Here is a 12,746-nt window from a genome sequence, read left to right as displayed (position 1 = left end):
TTTTGAGACGTCAGGAGGCGTGAACATGGCGGATTTTTCTCCGGCAGGCCGGCTGGAAGGCGTCCGGTCTTCCCGGATACGGGCGGTTCTCGACAAGGCTCGGGCTATGGAAAGGGCGGGCCGGCCGGTCATCTCGTTCAGCGTGGGCGAACCGGATTTCGACACGCCCCAGCCGATTAAGGACGGGACCTGTCAGGCCCTGTTGGCCAACCGAACCCATTACTGTTCCAACCGGGGCGTGCTGGAACTGCGCCAAGCCGTGGCCGGTCTGATGAAATCGTCAAGCGGCCTGTCATACGACCCGGAAGAAGAAATTTTGATTACCACCGGCGGGGCTGAGGCGCTCCATCACGCCCTGTGGGCGTTCGTCGGCCCGGGAGACGAGGTGATTATTCTCACGCCCGCGTTTATCAGCTATGAGAACGTCGTCCGGCTCTGCGGCGCCCGTCCCGTCCTCGTCCCATGCCGGCCGGAGAACGGCTTTCAGCCCGACTTGGACGAGGTGGCACGTCACGTCACGGTCCGGACGAGGATGATCGTGGTGAATAACCCGTGCAATCCCAGCGGGGCGGTTTTCCCTCAAGAGCTGCTCGCTGGCTTGGCTCGGCTGGCCGAGCGGCATAATCTGTTGGTCTTGAGCGACGAGATTTACAACCGGCTGATCTACGGCGGAAGCGCGTTCTGCTCGATGGCTGGTCTGCCGGGCATGAGGGAGCGGACGCTGTTGGTCAACGGCTTCTCAAAGACCTACGCCATGACGGGCTGGCGGGTGGGCTACGTCAGCGCGCCCAAGGAACTGGTCAGCTCGATGGTGAAGGTTCACCAGTACACGACAGCGTCGGGAAACACGTTCGTCCAAGAGGGGCTTGCCCGCGGGCTGGCCGATCCCGCGACGGAAACGGCGGTGCGCGCGATGCTCCAGAGCTTTGCGCGGCGGCGCGAGCTGGTCGTGAGCGGCCTCCAAAAAATTTCTGGCCTGACGTTCGTCCGGCCGCAGGGGGCCTTTTACGCTCTCGTCAGCACAGAAGGGACTGGGCTGAGCGGTGAGTGGTTCGCCGCCGATTTGCTCGAACGCTGCGGCGTGGCAGTCGTCCCGGCCGGGGACTTCGGTCCCGGGCTGGAGAACTTCTTTCGGCTGTCGTTTGCCGCGTCGGAAAGCGCGATCGTCCGCGGCTTAGAAAAGATTCGCGGCTTTGTCGAGTCTATCGCTCGGCGTTGATGTCGAAGCGGACCTAAAAAATGAAGGCAGCCCTCGAGGGGCTGCCTTTTTTCTGTCAGCTTGTCACATCTTGAGGCAGAAACGGCTGCGGCAGAAGTCGATCAGGCCGTCGGACTTCATGCGGCCCAGCTCCCGGGACAGGGCGCTTCGATCGGCTCCTAAGTAGTCGGCCAGCTCAGCTCTGGAGAACGGGATGAGGAACGACGGGCTGCCGGCCTTTTGGCTCTGTCGTTTCAGGTATTCCAAGAGTCTGTCCCGCAGGCTTTTCGCCGAAAGCATTTCAAGTTTTTGCTGAAGCTGAAGGTTCTGGCCGGCCAGAAGGCGAAGGAGATTTTCCATCACCTTTGCCCGGTAGGGACAGACGGGAACGGTCGGGTGGACGACGCTCGAAAGGTCGATGTGGAGCACCCGGGACGGCTGAAGGCTCACGACCCGGAACGGCGCGCAGGTCTGTCCCGCGCATGCCTCGGTGCCGCCGTACAGGTCGCCGGGCTCCAGCGGAATGATGATCTGCCGCTCGCCGTCGGGGGAACAGGTTTCGAGGTGGAGAGTTCCCGACAGGGCGACGCCGGCCAGACGAAGCGGTTCCCCCAGATTGATGATAGTCTGCCCTTTGGCGTACTCCTTTTGGCTCGCGCCGAGGCAGGCGAGCGCCAGCGGCAGGTCGTGAGGGTCGAAGCCGGCAAAAAGCGGCGTCCGCTCGGCTAAAAGCCGGCAGGCCGTCTCGTCCCAAATCTGACGAAGCGTTTGTCCCATGGCCTTGCCCCCTTCTCTCATTCGTTTGCCTCTGTTAGGCGTTCCTAATCTACCACGCTAGACTGGGACTTCAAAGGGGAAAAAGCTGAGCGTCGTCCGGACGTTCTGAAAAACAGCCGAAGCCCCTAGGGCTTCGGCTGACCTGTTATGAGGCGCTTCCTTAGTGATTCGGCCGGACGTCCCCCGCCGCGACGACGACGTGGCCGCCCGAGGCGAGCAGCTGGAGTTCTCCGGTGATGAGCGCTTCCTTTTGGGCGCGACTGAGCCGCTTGATGGTCGCCTCGGCGCTCATGGCAAGCGTTTTGTCGGGCCAGCGCCAACTGGCGGCGAGGACGGCGGGCCGCCGGGAGTTGACGTACCGGGAGCCTCGTCCGCTGTTGTGAACCTTGAGCCGCGCTTGGACGTCAACCGTCCAGCCGGCGTAAAGCGAACCGTCCCGGCAGCGAAGCAGGTAGGTCCAGCAGTCAGCGCCGCTCATCGGAATGAATCCTTCGTCGCCCGCGCTCGACGTCCACAAAGCGGAGAATAATAAGCCCGCCGGCGAACGTCAGCCCGATAACCGCGATGGCGGCGTGAGGCTTGCCGGTGATCGAAGCGGTCAGGCCGCAGAGCATCGGTCCCACGATGCCGGCGAACTTGCTCGACAGGCTGTACAGGCCGAAGAAGAGGCCCGACCGTTCGGGCGGAATCATCGAGGCGAAAAGCGACCGGCTGATGCTCTGGGAGCCTCCCTGTACTAAGCCGACCGCTACGGCCATCATCCAGAAGTGCCAGTTCTTGGTGATGAACGGCGCGGCCAAGCAGATGGCCAAGTACCAGAGGAGCGAGCCGGTTAAAAGCCGTTTGGCGCCGAACCGGCCGGCGGAGAAGGCGAACGCCAGAGCCGCCGGCACGCCGACGAACTGGGTGAGAAGCATCGCCAGCGCGAGCGAGTCGGACGACAGGCCGACCCCGGCTCCGAACAGCGCGGCCATTCGGACGATCGTGCCGATGCCGTCGTTGTAGAGCCAGAAGGCCAAGAGAAAGCGAAAGGCTTCCGGGTACTGCTTGAGTTCGTTCCACGTCTGCCGAAGCTCCCGCAGGGCGGCCGACAGGCCCCCGTCGGCCGAGGCGACCGGCGGTTCGTCCACGAAGCGCATAAAAGGCAGGGTGAGGGCGAACCACCAGAGACCAACGGAGAGAAACCCCATCCGCACGCCGGTCAGCGCCGGCCCTTTTTGCAAATTTATTGTATCATGGTACAAAGCCTATCCAGACAGGTCGGGAGGCTGAACTTTGGTGAATTTGCCCGAACGGCGGCTACTGCAAAATATCCGACCGCCGGCATGCGATAAAATGATATGATGAGCAACTATGAGAGGGGAATACTATGGACTGGAACCGCCCTGATTGGGACAGCTATTTCATGATGCTGGCGCTGGTCGCTGCGACCCGCAGCACGTGCCTTCGCCGGCGCGTGGGAGCGGTCATCGTCCGCCACGGACAGGTCATCAGCACCGGATACAACGGCGCGCCGAGGGGCACGCCGCACTGCAGCGAGACCGGATGTCTGCGCGCTCAGCTGGGCATACCGTCAGGGCAGAAGCACGAGCTGTGTCGAGGGTCTCACGCGGAGATGAACGCCATAGCCCTCGCGGCCAGTCAGGGAGTCGTTACCGACGACGGCGAGCTGTACTGTACTCACTCGCCCTGCGTGTTCTGCTCCAAAGCGCTGATCAACGCGGGAATCCGGCGGGTCGTGTACCTTCAAGGGTATCCTGACGAGCTGGGGGTTCAGCTTCGCGAGCAGGCGGGCGTCGTGACGGAACAGTTCCCGAAGGAGAAATACGACCACATTTTGAGCTGTCTGTATTTTGCCGAGCATGAACTGGAAGGCCTGAGGGGGCAGGATAAAAATGGCGATAAGTCGTGAACGGGCATGGGATTTACTCAAACGCTACAACTCGGAGCCGATGCACCTGAGCCACGCTCTGGCGGTCGAAGCTTGCATGAAGTTTTTCGCTCAGCAAGCCGGCGAGGATCCCCAGTTCTGGGGGACCGTCGGACTGCTTCACGATCTGGACTGGGAGATGACCCAGAGCGACCCGGCGCGCCACACGTCCGAGTCGGACCGTATTCTTGAGGCCGAGGGCGTCGACGAGGCGACCCGGCACGCGATACGGTCCCACGGGTGGGGAATCTGTTCGGCGACCGAGCCGACGAGTCCCATGGAGTGGACGCTCTACACGATCGACGAGCTGACCGGGCTGGTGATCGCCACGGCGTTGGTCCGTCCCAGCCGGAGCTTGGACGACCTGACGGCTAAATCGGTGAAGAAGAAGTGGAAAGACAAGGCGTTTGCCGCCGGCGTGAACCGGGACGTCATCGCGTCCGGCGCCGAGCGGATGGGGAAGCCGGTTGACGAGCTAATGACGAGCGTTATCGAGGCGCTTCGTCCGGTTCAAAGCCAACTGGGCCTGACGCCTCTGGCCAACTGACCGTTCCGTTTCGCGCCGACGGCGGCTGAAACGACGGGTATATACATTGGACTCTTTTTGGAGAGGAGATAGAACATGTCGAAAATTCGTGTGATCTTAGCTGACGACCATCCGCTGACCCGGCAGGGTCTGAAGGCGTACCTTGAGCGTGAAGAGAACGTCGCGCTGGTCGGCGAAGCGGCTGACGGCGACGAAGCGTGGAAACTCATTGAGGAGCTCAAGCCCGACGTGGCGCTGTTGGACATTCGCATGCCCGGCGCCGATGGCATTACCCTTGCCCGACGGATCAAGGAAAACAAGCTGCCCGTCGCGGCCATTATGCTCACCTCTTACGATTCCCAGCAGTACGTTCTAGCGTCGCTCAAGGCCGGAGCCAAGGGCTTTGTGCTCAAGACGACGTCAGCCGGCGCGCTGATGAAAGCCATCCAGACCGTCGCCACCGGCAGCCTGTTCCTGGACAGCGAAGTCGCCTCTGTGGTGGGCGCTCAGGAAGAGCTCACCGAAGCCCTGTCGCCTCGGGAGAGAGAAGTGCTCCTGTGCGCGGCCCGCGGCCTGTCCAGCAAAGAAGTGGCGGCCCAGCTTTACATCAGCGAGCGGACCGTTCAGACGCACCTCGCTTCCGTGTATGACAAGCTGGGAGCTCACAACAAGACGGAAGCCATGCTTCTGGCGCTGAAACACGGCCTGATGACCTTGGAGGAACTGCTGGATTGAAGATTCGGGTCAGGCGAAGCCTGCCCCTAGTGTTGGTCTTATCGCTGGTCATACCGATGATCGTCGTCGTGGGCGTCACGCTGTTCAGCGTGTCAGCCCACGAACGGGCCATGGGGCGGGTCATGGAGTCCTACGTGCTCAACGTGGCCCAGAGCGCGGCCGCGAAGATCAACGGCATCGGCATACTCCCGTTTCGTGCCAACAAAGTCATGCTCCAGATGGAGCGGCTCAACCTGTTCAGCTGGGGGTCTAAACTGCCCGGCTGGGTTGCCGTGCTCGATTCAGGCGGCGACGTGGTCGTTTCTTCACAGGAAAACAACCCGCCGGTTTTGTCGCTCACCCGGAGCATTCTGCTCAACAAAGCCTTGGAAGTTCACGACGCCTCGGGGCAGCTGTACACCGTGGCCGTGTGTCCGACCGGCCGGCCGGGAATGCTCGACACCTTTTACGTCGTCGCGGCCGTTCGCTGGAACGACCTGCTCGGTCCGCTGCTGCGCACCAATCGCCTGATGATCTCCATGGTATTCGTCCTCGCGGCGGCTCTGTTTGCCGCTGGCATCGTCTTGTGGCGCTGGGTCATCGCGCCTCTGTCGAAAATATCCGAGGAAGCCTCTCGGCTGAACTGGGGTGACGAAGTGGCCTGCGAGACCGACAAACAGGCGGTCTACGAGATCAGCCAGCTGAGATACGTGCTGTGCCGACTTTCTCGGTCAGCCTGCGACCGCATTTCCCTCTGGAAACGGTACAGCAGCGACATGGTGCGCGTTCAGGAGGACGAAAAGGAAAGCATTGCTCGGGAGATTCACGACGGCCCGGTTCAGGCCGTCACAGCCTTGGGCCAGAGGATCCGTCTGGCCCAGATGGACGAACCGAATCGAAGCGAGCACCTTAAAGTGGCCGAGGAAATAGCCTTCGACACGGTCAAGGAGCTTCGAGAAATGTGCAACCACCTGACGCCGCCGTGGCTCGACTTGGGGCTGGAACACGCGCTGAACGAGCTGGCCGAACGGCTGTCCAGGTATCTGGGCGTGACTATCCGCGTGGTGGTGCACGACGAAAAGCTGCAGCCCGAAGGGGTCCTCACGTTCTTCCGCATTCTGCAGGAGGCGGTCAGCAACGCGGTCAAGCACGGCGGCGCTGACCAGATTGACGTGAGAGTGGACCGGCCGGGGGACCGGAGAACCCGAATGATCGTCGAGGACAACGGCAAGGGGTTCGCCGTTCCGGCTGACTTGGAGTCTCTGCGGGCTTCCGGCCATCGGGGACTTCTGAACATGAGAGACCGAATCCGGCTCGTCAACGGCGAGATGATCATCCGCTCCGTCCCGGGGCGCTCGACCACTCTGACGTTTTTCATTCCCGATTCGGACGGCGGAGCCGAAACGAGGCCTCAGATCCTTTCCGAAACCGGGCGTATCGTTTCCTGCTACGAAGGAGAAACTGGCGCAGGAGTCCCATTGCAACTTGGAGAGTGATTTTGGGAGGTGGCAAGATGAGACTGAAATTCCTCGGAGCGACGCAGGAAGTCACCGGCTCGTGTTACCTGATTGAGGTGGGCGGTCACCGCGTTCTGGTGGACTTTGGAATGCATCAGGGTGAAAACGAGGAGGCCAACTACGACCCCCTGTCGTTTGACCCCACGTCGATTGACGCCCTGCTGCTGACTCACGCTCATATCGATCACTCGGGCCGTATCCCTCTGCTGGTGCGTTCTGGGTTTAAGGGAAAAGTCTACTGCACGCTGCCAACCGCCGAACTGGTCGAGCTCCTCTGGGCCGATTCAGCAAACTTGATGAAAGAGGACGCGGCTTGGCGGAGCAGGAAGAACCTCCGCAAAGGGCTTCCGGCCGTCGAGCCGCTGTACGACCAGACCGACATCGATAACGCCCTGAAGTATTTGTACCCTATCAGCTATGACGACCGGTACGACGTGGTGCCTGGACTTTCGGTTCGGTTCCGGGACGCCGGTCACATCATCGGCAGTTCCATTCTGGAAGTTTTTCTGGCAGAAGGGGACCGGAACGTCAAGGTCGTGTTCAGCGGCGACCTCGGGCCGGCGAAAACTGTTATGGAACGGGCGCCGGCGGAGATTAACGAGGCCGATTACGTGCTCATCGAGTCCACGTACGGCGATCGGGACCACAAGACGAACGAGGAAACACGCAAGGAATTTCAGGAGCTGATGGCCGACCTGCTGGCCCATAAGGCCAAGATTTACATTCCAACCTTCGTGGTCGACCGGGCTCAGCGGATCATGTACGAGCTGGCCTTGCTGAGGGATCAGGGCATCGGCACTGATCTGCCGGTTTATTTCGACTCGCCGCTGGGCGTTAAGGCGACCGAAGTGTACCAGAATCACTTGGACATGATGTCCCAAGAGATTCAAATGTACCGCCGGAGCGGGAAGAACCCGTTCCTGGACACGGTCGAGTTCGTGTCCACGGTGGAGGACTCGCAGAAGATCAACACCAAGTCATACGGCGTTGTCATGGCCGGCAGCGGCATGGTCAACGGCGGGCGGATCGTCCACCACCTCAAAAACGGCATATGGAATCCGAACAACCACGTGGTCTTTGTGGGATATCAGGCCAGGGGAACCGCAGGTCGGAGAATTGTTGACGGCGCCAAGACCATTCGCCTAGCAGGAGAAGAAGTGGCAGTCAAGGCGCAGATTCATACGATCGGCGGCTTCTCGGCCCACGCCGATCGAACGGATCTTATCCTCTGGGCGGAGCATTTCCGTCTCTCCATGCCCCAGTTCTTCGTCGTCCACGGCGAACCGAAGGCGGCTAATTCCCTGCAGGAAGCCCTCGAAGGCCGGGGCTTTTCGGCCCAAGTGGCGGACGTCGATTTAGAAATTGAACTGGAGCCCCGCCAACACGGCAAGACCGTTTCTCAGGCGCAGCGCGACTCGAAGGCCGCCGGAGACGTGATCCGTCAGGTCATCGAACCTGAAGAGGAAGAGGCCCGGGAAGACGAGCCCGTCGCTCAAAAAGAACCGGCTCTTCCGAACAAAAAGAAAGCTTCGGGCGAACCGACCGTGGCGGAGCAGGAAAAACCGTCAGGTCGGGCGGAAGAAAGGGCGTCCCGTCAGGCGGCGGACGAAAAACATGCGCCCCGCTCGGCGAGAAAACAGCGTTCGCAGGCCCGTCAAAGCACGCGGGCCCTTGAGCGGCTCAGCGATCGGCTGACAAACCTGTACGACCATCTTGACGGCGGAATGCCTGACGACGTCTTGACTCTTGTGACCGCAGCGGCTACTCTTCTTGAAACGGCGGAACAAAAAATGTCCGCCGCGGGACGGAACGAAAAAAGCGAGGAACCGAGCGGCGCGGAAAGCGCCACTGACGACTAGTTTTTAGGAGGGCACAGATGAACGACGCACTCAAAACACTGCGGGAACGCGGCTATGTGGACTGGTGCAGCGACGAAGAGGGCTTGAACGCCCTTTTTGAAAAGGGACAGGTAACCGCGTACGTAGGATTTGACCCAACGGCTGACAGCCTCCACGTCGGGCATCTGATCCCGCTGATGGGACTTGCGTGGCTTCAGAAACTGGGGCACCGGCCAATTCTTCTGGCCGGCGGCGGCACAGGGATGATCGGCGACCCGTCGATGAAAAGCAAAGAACGGAACCTGCTGAGCGACGAGCAGGTTCGGCGCAACGTCGAGGGCATAAAAGTCCAGCTGTCCCGGTTGGTTGACTTTGACTGCGGCAGCGCGTCCGCCCTGCTGGTCAACAACTATGACTGGCTGGGGAAACTCAACCTGATCGACTTCTTGCGGGACGTGGGCAAGTTCTTCTCGGTCAACTACATGATCCGAAAGGAACACGTCAGGAGCCGGATTGAAGATCCAAACAAGACCCTGTCCTACACCGAGTTCACCTACACCCTGCTTCAGGCCTATGACTTCTGGCACCTGTTCAAGACCTTCGGCTGCAGGCTTCAGATGGGAGGCAACGACCAACAGGGCAATCTGGTCAGCGGCATTGAGCTGATCCGCAAGTGGGACGGCGAAACGGCCTACGCGGCGACGAACCCGCTGCTTCTCAACTCTTCCGGCACCAAGTTCGGCAAAACGGAAGGGGGCGCGGTGTGGCTCTCGCCGGAAAAGACGAGCCCGTACAAGTTCTACCAGTTCTGGATGAACTCCGAGGACGACGCGGTCGAGAAACTGCTGAAGCTTTTCACGTTCCTCCCGTTGGAGGAGATCGACCAGATTGTCGCCGAGCACCAAGCGACCCCGGGACGGCGGGCGGCCCAGCGGCGGCTGGCTCTGGAAATTACCTCGATTATTCACGGCGAAGAAGCCGCAAAAGCGGCGCAGCGGGCCAGCGAGATCCTGTTCGGCGGGCAAGTCGCTCACGACGAGCTGACCGGGCCGATGCTTTCGATCATCGCGTCGGAGACAGAAGGCGGTTCGATCGCGTCCCTGCCGTGCCAGCTGGCCGAGGCGTTGGTGGCTAGCGGCGCCTGCGCCAGTAAAGGTGAGGTCAAGCGACTGACGTCCGGCGGCGGACTTTACCTGAACGGCGATCGGGTCGAGACCAGCGATCGGGAGCTGACCGAGAGCGACCTGCTGGACGGCGAACACGCCTTAGTCCGGCTGGGCAAGAAAAAATACTTCACCCTGAGACGGCCTGAGCGGAGTTAACAGCGCCGGACTGACGCCTGGGAGGCGACGCGAGTGACTCTTGCCACAGGAGCGTTAAAGCTTTTTCGACGGTGGGTCGGCGACGGGAGCCACGGCGCCCGGCAGGCGGCTTTTCTCAAAGGGCTGTGCCGTCTTGTGCCGGTGCGCCGGAAGGAAACGCTGAAGGCGATCACCCTGTCGTTTCCCGAAAAAACGCCGGAAGAGTGCCGCCGGATTTTAGACGGCGTGTACGACCATTTCTGCTGGATGATCGTCGAGTGGGTGGCCTGCATGAATCGTCCCGGCTTGGTGAACGAGATTTTTGAGTGCTCGCCTGACGACTTGGCAAAAATAAAAAGCTACGCCGGCGGCGGCAAAGGGGTTGTGGTCCTCTGCGCCCATTTCGGCAACTGGGAGTTGGGCGGCGCGTGGATGGCAGCCCAAAACCTCCCGTTGCTCTGCGTCGCCAGAGAGGCGGACGACGGCGCGTTTTCCGACCTGATTACGGCTTGGCGCGATGAATTAGGCGTGAAAACGCTGATGAAAAGCAGATCGCGGTCGTTCCTCCGGCTGGCCGTTCAGACGCCCCGTCAGGGCGTCTCGCTGGCGCTTCTGGCTGACCAGGACGGCGGGCGCAACGGACAGGAAGTTACCTTCTTAGGGCGGCCGTGTACGGCTGTTCGCGGCCCAGCTCTTATCAGCCTGCTGGCCGGCGTGCCGGTGCTTCCGCTCTACGCCCTGCGGTTGGGGCCGTTTCGCTACAAAGTGGTCCTCGAAGAGCCGCTGGCCGTCGACGAAAAGCTTTCCAAGGAAGAGAAAATTGCCGCGATCACCGAGGCGGCAAATCGTTCGGTTGAACAGTTGGTGCGCCGTTATCCCGAACAGTGGTTCTGGTTTCACCGCCGGTGGAAGTCGGGGCTCAGCCGTGAGAGCGTTTGAGCTTTTTGAGGACGGCCGGCTGATCCCTCTGCCCGACGAGGGCCGCGAACGGGGCGTGACCGTGTTCCTTCCGGCAGGGCGGCAGCTGTTCGGACGGCTTGAGGGCGACCTTTGCTGCTGGAGCCTCTGGGATGGCAGAAAAAAGACTGACGTCCTCTCGGCAGACGGCGGGCTGGTCCTTTCCGAAGAGCCTGAAGCGTTCATTCTTCCGCCGGCGGCATGCCGTCAGGTTGAAGACGCTCTGTACGTCCAGTATCCCCCGCCGGGGGATCACTGTCTGACGATCGGCATGCTGCGCCAGATATGTCCGGACGTGCCGCTTTTTTGGGGGCCTGTCTCGGAAACCTTGGCGTCCCTGTCGCCGAACTTGACGTCTCAGAACGGGACGCTTCAGCTGTACTGGGGCGTCCGATTCGCCCTCGCCGGCGGGCGGCAGGACATCATTGACCGTATCAGGCTGTGGTCCCTGAACGCTAGGGACTTTCTCAACGGGAAAATCGACGCTCAAATGGTGCTCACAGCCTCCCAGACGCCGCCTCCTCAGCTGTTGAACGGCCAGAGTCTCGGCCCTCAACGGCCGGTCGACGGCGAGCCGGAAGAGTCCGAGGCGGGGCCTGACACGACGCTTCTCGTGCGATATGACGCCGTGAAGCCGTTCGGACAGACGCCCCTTTCGGCGTGGTTTTTGCTGAGCGGCGACCTATGGCGCCACTTGCGAAAATTCCTTTCAGGCGGGGAGGCTATCCTGTGTCTCTGGGGCGCTTTGGAGGCAAGAGAGGCTTGGGAACAGAGCCGCCGATACTGCCCGCCGAGCTCTGAGCCGGCGGATACTTCTTCCGTCTTGTGCTGAAAACCGTTTAAAAACAAAAACGCTGGGGAGGCTAATCCTCGGCGGTCAAAGAGTCCTGCGAACCGGCAGGGCTCTTTTTTCTTTGTCGTTTCAGCGGCCTTTCGATGTCCTGATGGAAAGAATCAAAACGCCGGCTCCGATCAGGATAATCGCCAGCGAACCGTAAGGTGACGGCAGGTAGAAGTCTGCCAGACAGCACAGGTGGAAGGCCAATCCAATGGCGCCGAGGAGAACGAGCCCCCGCTGGCCGAATTTTCCGGCGGCCATCGCAAAGGCGGCGTTAAAAAGGAGCGCTGAGGCGGCCTTCCAAGGGAAGACGCCTTGCGCGTACGGCCCAGAAAGCCAAAAGTTGACGCTGCCGCCGAAAAGCGCTGCGCCGGAAGCGAAAAACTCGTCCCAGATTCGGCAGACCTTCACGCCTGACGACCGTTTCCGGGCGACGAGCGCGGCAGCGGCAGCCGCTGCGCCTATCATGGCTGAAAGTGCTGACAGCTTGACGTTCCAGTGGGCCAATCGGCAGACCGTCAAGGCCGTCTGCCACAGGGCGACGGTCGTCACCTCCGCCATCAGAGGTTCTTTCGTGTGAACGCTTAGCGCCGCGGAGACCGCCAGCCCCATGCCGAACAGCCAGAGCCTGACGCCCAAGTCCGCCGTCGAATCGTCGAGCGACAGGACCGTTCCTAAGTCGGACATCTGGTGAACGATAAACCCGTGGGCGGCTAAGTTCCACAGGCCGTGAAGGGCCAGCGGCGTAAAAATGACGGCGGCGACGCAGCACGCCAAACAGACAGCCCGAAGGCCGCGCCTGTTCGTCACGTAAACCCCTGCCAGAGACGCGATGCTGAACCCGATGTAGACACCCACAACTGACCAAACGCTCAGAAGCCGGTACAGGCTTGAAAGGAAAAACATCACTCCAACGCCGGTCAAAACAAGCCCGATGAGCAGAGCGGCTTCTTTGGCCCAGCCCGGCCGCTTCTCTGAGAGTTCCAGAATGCGCTTTGCCTGATCGGGGGTAATCGTCCCCTCGTGTAAAGCTCCTTCAAGGCCGTCAGCCAGCGAGCGAAACATGATGTCTCTCCTTCTTTCCGTTGGGTAAACAGCCCGTCGAGGGCTGTGAATTTGCTATAATATATGATATCTACAAGTGCGGCGC

General features: G+C 61.1%; 13 protein-coding genes. 9 read left to right on the top strand and 4 right to left on the bottom strand.

Going from position 1 to position 12,746, the window contains the following annotated elements:
- Nucleotides 1–25 precede the first annotated feature (25 nt).
- Nucleotides 26–1,219: a pyridoxal phosphate-dependent aminotransferase gene (locus JONANDRAFT_RS05960; RefSeq protein WP_008523169.1), complete on the top strand. Its 1,194-nt coding sequence runs from the start codon at nucleotides 26–28 to the stop codon at nucleotides 1,217–1,219.
- Nucleotides 1,220–1,282: 63 nt separating this feature from the next.
- Here the strand turns inward: JONANDRAFT_RS05960 and JONANDRAFT_RS05955 are convergent, their stop codons facing one another.
- From JONANDRAFT_RS05955 to JONANDRAFT_RS05945, 3 genes are all read right to left on the bottom strand, one after another.
- Nucleotides 1,283–1,996 (bottom strand): Crp/Fnr family transcriptional regulator, encoded by a 714-nt coding sequence (locus tag JONANDRAFT_RS05955; RefSeq protein ID WP_008523168.1) that lies wholly within the window; start codon nucleotides 1,994–1,996, stop codon nucleotides 1,283–1,285.
- 139 nt (nucleotides 1,997–2,135) lie between these two features.
- Nucleotides 2,136–2,453: a GIY-YIG nuclease family protein gene (locus tag JONANDRAFT_RS05950; RefSeq protein ID WP_008521655.1), complete on the bottom strand. Its 318-nt coding sequence runs from the start codon at nucleotides 2,451–2,453 to the stop codon at nucleotides 2,136–2,138.
- Entirely contained in the window at nucleotides 2,440–3,198 is a 759-nt protein-coding gene (locus JONANDRAFT_RS05945) for an MFS transporter (RefSeq protein ID WP_233417394.1), read from the bottom strand. The genes JONANDRAFT_RS05950 and JONANDRAFT_RS05945 overlap by 14 nt, the downstream gene beginning before the upstream one ends.
- Before the next feature lie 146 nt (nucleotides 3,199–3,344).
- On the opposite strand from JONANDRAFT_RS05945, the gene JONANDRAFT_RS05940 reads away from it, so the two are divergent.
- The 8 genes from JONANDRAFT_RS05940 (at nucleotide 3,345) to JONANDRAFT_RS05905 (ending at nucleotide 11,590) form a co-directional block, all read left to right on the top strand.
- A complete protein-coding gene (locus tag JONANDRAFT_RS05940; protein ID WP_008521653.1) occupies nucleotides 3,345–3,887 on the top strand; it encodes a deoxycytidylate deaminase in 543 nt (180 codons plus the stop codon).
- A complete protein-coding gene (locus JONANDRAFT_RS05935; protein WP_008521651.1) occupies nucleotides 3,871–4,452 on the top strand; it encodes a hydrolase in 582 nt (193 codons plus the stop codon). Before JONANDRAFT_RS05940 ends, JONANDRAFT_RS05935 begins: the two co-directional genes overlap by 17 nt.
- A gap of 75 nt (nucleotides 4,453–4,527) precedes the next feature.
- The gene (locus JONANDRAFT_RS05930) at nucleotides 4,528–5,166 is read left to right on the top strand and encodes a response regulator transcription factor (protein ID WP_008521650.1); all 639 of its coding nucleotides are present in this window, start codon (nucleotides 4,528–4,530) and stop codon (nucleotides 5,164–5,166) included.
- Nucleotides 5,163–6,641 (top strand): sensor histidine kinase, encoded by a 1,479-nt coding sequence (locus JONANDRAFT_RS05925; RefSeq protein ID WP_008523166.1) that lies wholly within the window; start codon nucleotides 5,163–5,165, stop codon nucleotides 6,639–6,641. Before JONANDRAFT_RS05930 ends, JONANDRAFT_RS05925 begins: the two co-directional genes overlap by 4 nt.
- 17 nt (nucleotides 6,642–6,658) lie before the next feature.
- Nucleotides 6,659–8,521 (top strand): MBL fold metallo-hydrolase, encoded by a 1,863-nt coding sequence (locus JONANDRAFT_RS05920; RefSeq protein ID WP_008523165.1) that lies wholly within the window; start codon nucleotides 6,659–6,661, stop codon nucleotides 8,519–8,521.
- 17 nt (nucleotides 8,522–8,538) lie between these two features.
- Nucleotides 8,539–9,822 (top strand): tyrosine--tRNA ligase, encoded by a 1,284-nt coding sequence (tyrS, locus tag JONANDRAFT_RS05915; protein ID WP_008523164.1) that lies wholly within the window; start codon nucleotides 8,539–8,541, stop codon nucleotides 9,820–9,822.
- A gap of 33 nt (nucleotides 9,823–9,855) precedes the next feature.
- Nucleotides 9,856–10,740, top strand: a complete 885-nt coding sequence (locus JONANDRAFT_RS05910) for a lysophospholipid acyltransferase family protein (protein WP_008523162.1) — start codon at nucleotides 9,856–9,858, stop codon at nucleotides 10,738–10,740.
- Nucleotides 10,727–11,590 carry a hypothetical protein gene (locus tag JONANDRAFT_RS05905; RefSeq protein ID WP_008521644.1) on the top strand — a complete coding sequence of 288 codons (864 nt, stop codon included), beginning with the start codon at nucleotides 10,727–10,729 and terminating at the stop codon, nucleotides 11,588–11,590. Before JONANDRAFT_RS05910 ends, JONANDRAFT_RS05905 begins: the two co-directional genes overlap by 14 nt.
- 90 nt (nucleotides 11,591–11,680) lie before the next feature.
- Here the strand turns inward: JONANDRAFT_RS05905 and JONANDRAFT_RS05900 are convergent, their stop codons facing one another.
- Nucleotides 11,681–12,661 carry a DUF2157 domain-containing protein gene (locus tag JONANDRAFT_RS05900; RefSeq protein WP_008521642.1) on the bottom strand — a complete coding sequence of 327 codons (981 nt, stop codon included), beginning with the start codon at nucleotides 12,659–12,661 and terminating at the stop codon, nucleotides 11,681–11,683.
- Nucleotides 12,662–12,746 lie beyond the last annotated feature (85 nt).

Source organism: Jonquetella anthropi DSM 22815 (genome assembly GCF_000237805.1).
Taxonomy (GTDB): domain Bacteria; phylum Synergistota; class Synergistia; order Synergistales; family Dethiosulfovibrionaceae; genus Jonquetella; species Jonquetella anthropi.
Note: the sequence above shows the minus strand (reverse complement) of the source record. Positions and strands in the feature narration are given on the sequence as shown.